The sequence below is a fragment of the Paenibacillus taihuensis genome (assembly GCF_003386535.1).
In the GTDB taxonomy this organism is placed as follows: Bacteria; Bacillota; Bacilli; order Paenibacillales; family Paenibacillaceae; genus Paenibacillus_Z; species Paenibacillus_Z taihuensis.
In genome coordinates, this window is sequence record NZ_QTTN01000032.1 from 74,774 (window position 1) to 83,570 (window position 8,797).

6 protein-coding genes and 1 rRNA gene are annotated in these 8,797 nt (G+C 49.9%); all 7 read left to right on the forward strand.

The window, feature by feature from the left end:
- The first annotated feature begins 288 nt into the window (after positions 1-288).
- A complete protein-coding gene (locus A8990_RS22485) occupies positions 289-2,130 on the forward strand; it encodes a cache domain-containing sensor histidine kinase (RefSeq protein WP_116191294.1) in 1,842 nt (613 codons plus the stop codon).
- Positions 2,105-3,145, forward strand: a complete 1,041-nt coding sequence (locus A8990_RS22490) for a response regulator (RefSeq protein WP_181909729.1) — start codon at positions 2,105-2,107, stop codon at positions 3,143-3,145. The genes A8990_RS22485 and A8990_RS22490 overlap by 26 nt, the downstream gene beginning before the upstream one ends.
- 153 nt (positions 3,146-3,298) lie before the next feature.
- Positions 3,299-5,032: a type 2 periplasmic-binding domain-containing protein gene (locus tag A8990_RS22495; protein WP_116191296.1), complete on the forward strand. Its 1,734-nt coding sequence runs from the start codon at positions 3,299-3,301 to the stop codon at positions 5,030-5,032.
- 94 nt (positions 5,033-5,126) lie between these two features.
- Positions 5,127-6,032, forward strand: coding sequence for an ABC transporter permease (locus A8990_RS22500; protein ID WP_116191297.1), 906 nt, complete (start codon positions 5,127-5,129; stop codon positions 6,030-6,032).
- A 15-nt stretch (positions 6,033-6,047) separates the two neighbouring features.
- Positions 6,048-6,950: a carbohydrate ABC transporter permease gene (locus A8990_RS22505; protein ID WP_116191298.1), complete on the forward strand. Its 903-nt coding sequence runs from the start codon at positions 6,048-6,050 to the stop codon at positions 6,948-6,950.
- Between the two features lie 35 nt (positions 6,951-6,985).
- The gene (locus tag A8990_RS22510) at positions 6,986-8,254 is read left to right on the forward strand and encodes a glucosidase family protein (protein WP_116191299.1); all 1,269 of its coding nucleotides are present in this window, start codon (positions 6,986-6,988) and stop codon (positions 8,252-8,254) included.
- 365 nt (positions 8,255-8,619) lie between these two features.
- Positions 8,620-8,797, forward strand: a 16S ribosomal RNA gene (locus A8990_RS22515); the annotation flags it as partial.

The following is an 8,797-nucleotide window of genomic DNA, read 5'->3' on the forward strand; positions in this document are numbered from 1 at the left end:
AATCACCTAACTACTTTGGAAGCGAGGCGACGTGTCGCAGAGCAGGTCACATGTACTGCGTAGCTTCTCGATTAAAAACCGGAAGCGAGGCAGTAAGCAAGTGTTCCACGAAGGTGTGTTTTGTGAACTTGAAGCAACTCTAATCGATCGATCACCGTCAGAAGGCTGTCCGAGATTATCTCGGGCAGCCTTTCTATTTGCAACAAAAGTGTAGCGCTTTCATTCGTGATCGGGTATATTCGAGACGAATCCATTTCGTTATATCCCTATCGGTTCGGAGGCTGAGACATGAGGCTGCTGCAGCAAATTTCACTCCAGAAGAAACTGTTAATCATGATGATTTTCTTATATATTCCGCTTCCCGTTATCGGGTGGATCTGGTATGAGAAAACGTATAATGTCATCGAACGCAATGCGATCGACTCCAGCATCCAAATGGTGAATCAAGTGAACACGCACTTGGAGACATACTTTACGGAAGTGCAGCGGACCATGCTGCCGATGCTGGCCAGTGATCTAACGGCGGCTTTTCTCAAAAATCAGAGCGATGATCCAATTGAGCGATTCGAGCTGTCCCATCGGATCGAGAAGGAGCTGTTCGCGAAGATCGTCCTGAACCGGCAAGATATTTATGGGATCTCTCTGATTTCAGATCGGAACAAAGCGACTTCCAGCTCTAGCTTCATGATGGCTGAAGAGCGGTACAAGTCTTATCTCAGCCGATTGAAGGGCACCGGTAAATTCCGCATTATGGGCCTCGAAGCTTCGCCCAGCAACGAAGTTGTCTCCATGGCGATGAAGTTTACGCCTCCGCAAAGCCACATGAAGCAGGGAATGCTTATCGTCGATATGAAGCGCGATCAGATGGTCAGCATTATTCATGGCGTACAGCTCGGTCGGACAGGCTTTGTATGGGTTGCGGATTCGGCGAACCAGGTCATCTACCACCCGGACAGTGGCTCTAAGCCGGCGACAGTACCTGCTGAATACTTGAAGCAGATGGGCACGAAGCAGAGCGGAGCGTTCACCGTACAATCCGAACAGGGCAAGAAGCTTATCGTATTTATTCGCTCGGATCGGACCGACTTAACGCTCATCTCAGAAGTTCTGCTCTCGGAGCTGAACAAGTCGATTGTCACGATCAGTCGAATCTCCATCGTCGTGCTCGTTCTGCTGTTCCTCTTATCGATGCTCGCCGCAAGCGGAGTCGTCTACTCCATGACCAAGTCGCTTCTCACATTGCTGCGGCTGATGAAGAGCGCCGAGATGGGCGATTTCTCCGTCAAAGCTCCGCATGCGAGCAGTCAAGAAATCGGCAGCCTGTTCCGCGGCTTCAACAAAATGGTGGAAGAGATCAAGCGTCTGATCGAAATCGTACACGTGTCGGAGCTGCGGGAGAAGGAGCTCGAGGTCAGGCAGAAGGAGTCGCTGCTCCATGCGATGCAAGCGCAGATTAATCCGCATTTCTTATACAATACGCTCGAGTTCATCAACTCGAATGCGATACTCGAAGGCAACGACAAGATTAGCAATATGATCGTTTCGCTAGGCGATATGTTCCGCTACAATGTTCAAAATCCGAACGGCACCGTTTTCCTAGCCGATGAGATTCGGCATATTGAAGCTTACCTGTCCATACAAGCGGAGCGTTATCCGAGCTTCAATTACGAGGTCGAGCTCGACCGCCGTTTGGCTGCGTCTGTCCCGGCGGTTCGTTCCACGCTGCAGCCGATTGTAGAGAACTGCTTCAAGCACGGGTATGAGAAGCAGAAATTGCGCCCGGAAGCCGTCCGAATTGCAGGCCGGATCGCTGCTGACGATGAATCCTGCTATGAGCTGATCATTACAGATGCAGGCAAAGGAATGCCGCCGGAGACGATGGAGCGCTACAATCACCTGTTTGAAGGCGAGGGCACAGATCAGCTGAAAGCCGGCAGCGAAGTCGAGCAAGGCGTGCAATCCATTGGACTCTATAACGTTCATTCAAGGCTTCGTATGCTGTTCGGCGCTCCATACGGCTTGCGAATTACAGCAACAAGCGAGCAGGGGACATCCATCCTGATCAAACTTCCCATTCTATCGTCGAAGGAGGCGCATGTTTCGCATGAGTTACCGAATCTTGCTGGTTGATGATGAACAGATGATTAAGCTGAGCTTGCGCAAAATCATTAGCGAGACCCATCCGGATTTTGTCATCGTTGGCGATGCTTCAGACGGGCAAGAAGCGCTGGGGCTTGCAGCCAGAGAACGGCCGCATGTCATTATTACAGACATCAGCATGCCGGTGATGGGCGGGCTTGAGCTGATCCGACATATCCATGAAAGCGGGGAGCCGACGGAGATTGTGATTTTATCCGGCTATGGTGAGTTTGACTATGCTCAAGAAGCCATTAGATGCGGCGTTGCCGATTATATCTTGAAGCCGATGCGAGTGTCCGCGGTGAAGGAGCTCATGCTGAAGCTCTACGCCAAGCATTTGGAGCGGATTGAAAGCATGCAGACGCGAAGCAGTCTCAGCTGCGAATTTTTCTACGATGCTGAAGCCTTATTCGAGATGATCTGGAAGACGGACGAAGCATCCGTATTGGCAGAGGCGGCGCGTGTCCAGCGCAAGATAACGGGCAGCGAATTGCAGGAGGAACAGAAGCGGAGCATTCTGCTGGATTTGGCAGCTGCGCTGCAGAGGCAAGCTGAGCTCCGGGGAGCCTCGGTTGCTTTTGAACTGCAATGGAGTGAGCGCCTTGAGGAGTTGTGTGAGCTGTTCCGTTCCATGCTTCTACATGCGATTCAGCAGGTGCGGAGCAGCCGCAATTGGGGCAAGCATCCTGCTATTCGCGAGGCGGTACAGGTTATTGAATCGCGATATGCTGATCCGAATCTGAAGCTCGATGAATTGCTTAACCAGTTAGGCATGTCTGTGACGCATTTCTATAACCTGTTCAAGCAGGAGACCGGAAAGTCGTTCATTACTTACTTGATCGAGTATCGAATGGATGAAGCAAAGGCGCTTCTTGAGCGGAATCGAGAGATGAAAACATACGAAATCGGAGAGCGTGTCGGTTACCCGGATTATCCGCATTTCACGAAGCTGTTCAAGAAGACTGTCGGGGTCACGCCAAGCGAATATAAGAAGCTGCTCGTGTAAGTTGCGGCTAAGTGTAGTTAAGTGCGCTTAGTGATGAAAACCACAACAACGTGAAGATTTCTACATCCTCATCCCGACCATCGTCCCCTAAAATAAATCTTGTAAGCGCAATCATGAACGCATCATTTAGCGAAAAAGGGGATGAGTCTTTTGATGAAGCTAAAAAAACGTACTGCACTCGTGCTAGGCTCGGTGCTGCTAACGGGCGGTCTGCTCGCAGGCTGCTCAGGAGAGAACGGCAACAACGGAAGCAGCGGTAACAGCGCGAATAGCGGCAATAGTGGCAGCAGCAATAATTCGGAATCACAATCCACATCGAACAACCAGCAGTCGTCCGATTCGACCTCCACACCGAAGGTCAACGAGTTCGGGTGGACTATTCCTGACAATACGATCACCCTCGACTATTATTCCGCAGACAAAGATAATCCGGACAAAGTCGCAACCAAGCTCAAAGCCATTCATGATTACATATTGGACAAGTTCAATGTGGATGTGAAGAAGACCCAGTACGATGTCGACGGCAAAGAAAAAATGAACCTGATGCTCGCATCCAGCGATTATCCAGGCGTCATCTCGGCGATGGACAGCGATACGCTCGACAAGTGGAAGTCGCAAGGGAAGCTGATTGATTTGGCGCCGCTTGTTGACAAGTATGGTCCCAATATTAAGAAAGAGCTTGGTGACAAGTACAACTCATATTTAGATAAAGATGGGAAGCTGTGGGGGCTGCCGCGCGGTTGGGGCTTGCTGCCTATTCCGGATTTTAGCGCTCATATTCGCTACGACTGGTACCAGGAGATGGGCTCGCCGACAATTGAGACACCGGAAGATTACTACAATGTCCTGAAGCAGATGGTGGCGGCGCATCCGAAGAGCTCAACAGGCGAGAAGACGTACGCGATTTCCTGGAACGATCAGATCAGCATCAACAATGTGCTCGGCATCTGGGGCTTGAAGGATGGCTACAAGGAAGATGCGGACCATAATCTGACACATTGGCTGAATACTTCGGAAGGACTTGAAGCCGTCAAGTACTATAATCGCTTTTACCGCGAAGGGCTGATGGATCCGGACAGCTTCTTGAACAAGTATGACGATTGGAAGCTGAAGTTCTCGAACGAGCAAATCATCGGACATATTGGTCCATGGTGGCAATCCTGGAACGCTGGACATGAAGTCTGGAAGACGACAATGCAGGGATGGACAGACAATAATCGCTATGTCCAAATCAGCCTGAAAGCACCAGGTGCTGAAGCGGCTTACTTGTCGCCTAAAGACACAACTGGCTGGAACTATACGGTCATTACGGATAAAGAGAAGCATGCGGAGGATGTAATCAAATTCCTGGATTTCGAGATGACGCCGATCGGTACGCGCCTGCTTGGCTGGGGCATCCCGAACCTGCCGGAATCCGTGTGGAATTATGAAGGCGGCGGCAAATGGTCCTTCAATGACGCGCAGAAGCAGAAGTTGTTCGCAGGTACTTTCGAATACGACAAAGTTGATGAAATTACAGGCGGCAATCAGATTTGGCTGGATCACCCGCAAGGTATTATGAGTGACGACAATAAGAGTACCGCTTGGTACGATCAGAACTTCAATGACGAGGACAAGTGGAAAGCGCTTATGAACAAGAATCTCAAAGATACGATCTATGACAATACTGCGAGACGTATCGTGTTCTCGGCTGACAATCCACTGACAATCGTGAATCAACAGATCGAAGATTTGATCAAGACTGGCTTCGCGAAAGCCGTAATGAGTAAGACAGAGCAAGGCGCAGTTGATGCCTTCAATGATATGCGCGACAAGGCGGAGAAATTGGGTCTGAAAGACATCGAAGCGTTCCGTACGCAAGAATACAAGAACAATCTAGCGAAGTAGAAACAAGCAGGGCGAGCGGCAAATGGGGGACGTTCCTCACATGAACGAATCCCCCTTTCTCTTGTCTGAACGAAGTGGAATTGGAGGAAGGCATATGGCTGAGCTATGGAGAAGAGTGCGGCGCGAGCGGCAAATTTGGCTGCTCTGCATCCCGATGATCGCATGGGTGCTCACTTTCTCGTACTATCCGATGTACGGTCTGTTTATTTCTTTTCAGAACTATGTTCCCGGGCATTCCATGTTCTCGCATTGGATCGGATTCGATAATTTCGTTCGTTTCTTCAACGAACCGGACTGCTTGCAGATCATCCGCAACACGCTGGTTATTAGCGGCTTGAATCTAGTGATCGGATTTCCTGCTCCGATCGTGCTGGCGCTGCTGCTTAATGAGCTTCGCGGGCGTGTTTTCAAGAGGACCATTCAATCGCTGTCGTACATTCCTTATTTTATTTCCTGGGTAGTCGTAGCTAATATCCTCATCACCCTGCTGGGAAGCGACGGGGTTCTAAACGATATATTGATGAAGTTAGGGCTGATTCACGAGCCGATTGAATTTCTGATGAACGGGAATTACTTCTGGGGCATTCTCGTTACGAGCAACGTCTGGAAGGACATGGGCTTCTCGGCCATCATCTATTTATCCGCTATTGCTGGTATCGATAAGGAGCTGTATGAGGCCGGAAAAGTTGACGGACTGGGACGGTTCGGACTGATCCGCCATATTACGCTGCCAGGTATCCGTTCGACGGCTGTACTTCTGCTTATCCTTGCGATCGGCGGCATCTTGAATGCTGGCTTCGAGCAGCAGTTGTTGATCGGTAATCCGCTCACGCAGGATCACTATGAAGTCATCGATACGTATGTGTACCGCTTCGGTGTTCAATTAGGCAATTACTCTTACGGAACAGCAGTCGGCCTTATGAAAAGCGTGATGGGACTCGTGCTCGTCATTCTCGCAAACCGGTTGTCCAAACGCTATATGCAATCGTCTATTTTCTAAAATAAGGAGGTGGGCATGGTGGAGACTAGCTCATCGATGCAATCTTCGCTCGCAAGCCGGCTAGCTGACATTGCGATTATTATCGTGTTAGTTCTGCTTGGCTTCGTCGTCATCTATCCGTTCATTAACCTGCTCGCGTTATCATTCAATGATGGCAAGGATGCAGCCCGCGGCGGCATCTACTTCTTCCCGAGAAAGCTTTCGTTTTCCGCATACGGCATGCTGTTTGAGAACAAGAAGCTGCTTAAGGGGCTCAGTTGGTCCGTGCTTCGCGTTATCGTCGGCACATGCACCTGTTTGTTCATGACCGGCTTGTTATCCTACATCATCAGTATTCGTACGTTCTCTGGGCGCAAATTTATGCGGATTCTGTTCTTCATGACGATGTACTTCAGCGGCGGACTTATTCCGACGTACATCTTGATGAACCAGCTGCATCTGACGAATACGTTCCAAGTGTACTGGATTCCGGGTCTCTTCAACGCCTATTTCATGCTGCTTATGGCTTCGTATATTTCCGACCTGCCAGAAGCGTTGTTCGAATCTGCTCGAATTGACGGCGCTGGAGAGCTTCGCATTTACTGGCGTATCGTTATCCCTGTCGCCATGCCGGTCTTCGCGGCGGTATCCATCTATGCAGCAGTTGGTCACTGGAATTCTTGGTTTGACGTCATTCTGTACAATTTCAACGGCAAGTTCGATACGTTGCAGGTGTATTTGCGGCGACTGCTGCTTGAAGTGGAGGCGACCCAGCAAATTCGGGATCAGCAGCTCTTGATGCGCAAATTCCAAGACTTATCGCCGCTTACGCTGCGTGCAGCTACGACGATTGTCGTGACAGTGCCTATCCTGTGCGTGTATCCGTTCCTGCAAAAATATTTTATCGGCGGTATTACGTTAGGGTCTGTGAAAGGTTGATTAATTAGTGCGCGATAGGGAGGCATGACATATACATGTCGAAAATAACGAGTCCATTTACGTTGCAATCATCGGATAAGCGACTGGAGGAAGCGGTTGTCTGGGCACGAGAGCAAGCACTCGCTTATGCCTCGGACAGTGATCCGGTTGGTCCTTGGTACGAAGCGGCGCTCCCGGGACGCGAAGCGTTCTGCATGCGAGATGTTGCCCATATGAGCACCGGCGCGGCTGCGCTTGGTCTTGGCTCGCATACGAAGAACATGCTGCTGAAGTTCGCAGAGAATATCAGTGAGTCGAAGGATTGGTGCACGTACTGGGAAATAACCAAAGATAACTTGCCTTGCCCGGATGATTACACGAGTGACGGTGACTTCTGGTACAACCTGCCGGCGAACTTCGATGTCATCGCCTGTTGCTATCGGATGTATCTGTGGAGCGGGGATTCGGATTATTTGACCGATGAGAGGCTGCTTTACTTCTATGAGAAGAGCTTAAATGAGTATGTCCTGCGCTGGGACCGTGACGGGGATGGCATACCCGATCACGTGAGAGGCGAGGGGAGACGGGGGATTGCCTCGTACGTAGAGGATTCGCTCACGCCGAAGGTGGGCGGCGATCTCGTCGCTGCACAATATGGGGCATATGCAGCTTATAGTGAAATTGCTCGGCATCGAGGAGAGCGTGATAAAACTGAACGGTATGCGGTCTTGGCGGCAAGATTGCAACGGTTGTATGACGAGGAGTGGTGGAGCGAGAAGAAGGGGCGCTTCAGCGCGGCGATTTTGCAGGATGGAAGTTATCATACGGACTATTATTTATCGGCACAATATATGCCTGTGTACTTCGGTCTTATTGCATCTGAAGCGAAAAGGCGCATGGCGGTAGATGATATTATACGGAACGGTGTTTCGAATGTAGAAGAAATGTCGCATCTGCCAGATGTGTACTATGTGGTAGGTGAGAAGGAAGAAGCTTATCGTGTTCTGTTGCAGCTATCTGATCAACAGATGGAGCGTAAGGAGTATCCCGAAGTGTCCTACTCTGTTATTGGGAATGTTGTTACAGGCTTGCTAGGCGTTAGACCACTTGCTGAGCAGGGCGTTGTGGAACTCGCTCCAGGGCTGCCAGAAGATCTAAAGTGGGTGAGGGCTTCTGGTATTGCGGTGTTTAACAATTTGATTGATATCGAGATTAAGGATGGTTTGGTATCAGTGAGGAATTCGTCAGGACCAGTTGTGCGAGTGAGGCTGGGAGAGAGGGAGTTCCCAATTGGTGAAGGAGAACAGCATACATTGAGGATATAGTAGTGAGCTGAGTAGCCTGTGTATATACAGGCTATTTCTGTTTGATAATAGGTGAGAAACAGCTGGAATATTTTAACGCTGGACTTCCTGTTGATGCCCGTGCTATTCTGTTATTCCGCCGCTGAGACGTACACGAAACACGGTGGACGAAACGAAAACAAGCCCAAAAATAAAGCTTGCAATTAAGTTTCGAAATATGATATATTCTTATTCCGGTCGCGAGACTGGGACGAGAAATAAAGAAACATTTTGTTCCTTGAAAACTGAACAATGAGCGACCTGTCAAAAGGTCATACAATTAAGCTAGTTTTTTGAATGAGCTAACAAGCGAATTCATTTGGCGCAAATGGCTCCGCCATTTCGCCTTTATGGAGAGTTTGATCCTGGCTCAGGACGAACGCTGGCGGCGTGCCTAATACATGCAAGTCGAGCGGATCTTACCTTCGGGTAAGGTTAGCGGCGGACGGGTGAGTAACACGTAGGCAACCTGCCTGTAAGACCGGGATAACATTCGGAAACGAATGCTAATACCGGATACGCAAC

Excerpts from the sequence above, each read along its gene's own strand:
- A8990_RS22485 (WP_116191294.1), top strand. The coding sequence starts at position 289 with ATGAGGCTGCTGCAGCAAATTTCACTCCAGAAGAAACTGTTAATCATG.
- A8990_RS22490 (WP_181909729.1), top strand. The coding sequence starts at position 2,105 with ATGAGTTACCGAATCTTGCTGGTTGATGATGAACAGATGATTAAGCTG.
- A8990_RS22495 (WP_116191296.1), top strand. The coding sequence starts at position 3,299 with ATGAAGCTAAAAAAACGTACTGCACTCGTGCTAGGCTCGGTGCTGCTA.
- A8990_RS22500 (WP_116191297.1), top strand. The coding sequence starts at position 5,127 with ATGGCTGAGCTATGGAGAAGAGTGCGGCGCGAGCGGCAAATTTGGCTG.
- A8990_RS22505 (WP_116191298.1), top strand. The coding sequence starts at position 6,048 with ATGGTGGAGACTAGCTCATCGATGCAATCTTCGCTCGCAAGCCGGCTA.
- A8990_RS22510 (WP_116191299.1), top strand. The coding sequence starts at position 6,986 with ATGTCGAAAATAACGAGTCCATTTACGTTGCAATCATCGGATAAGCGA.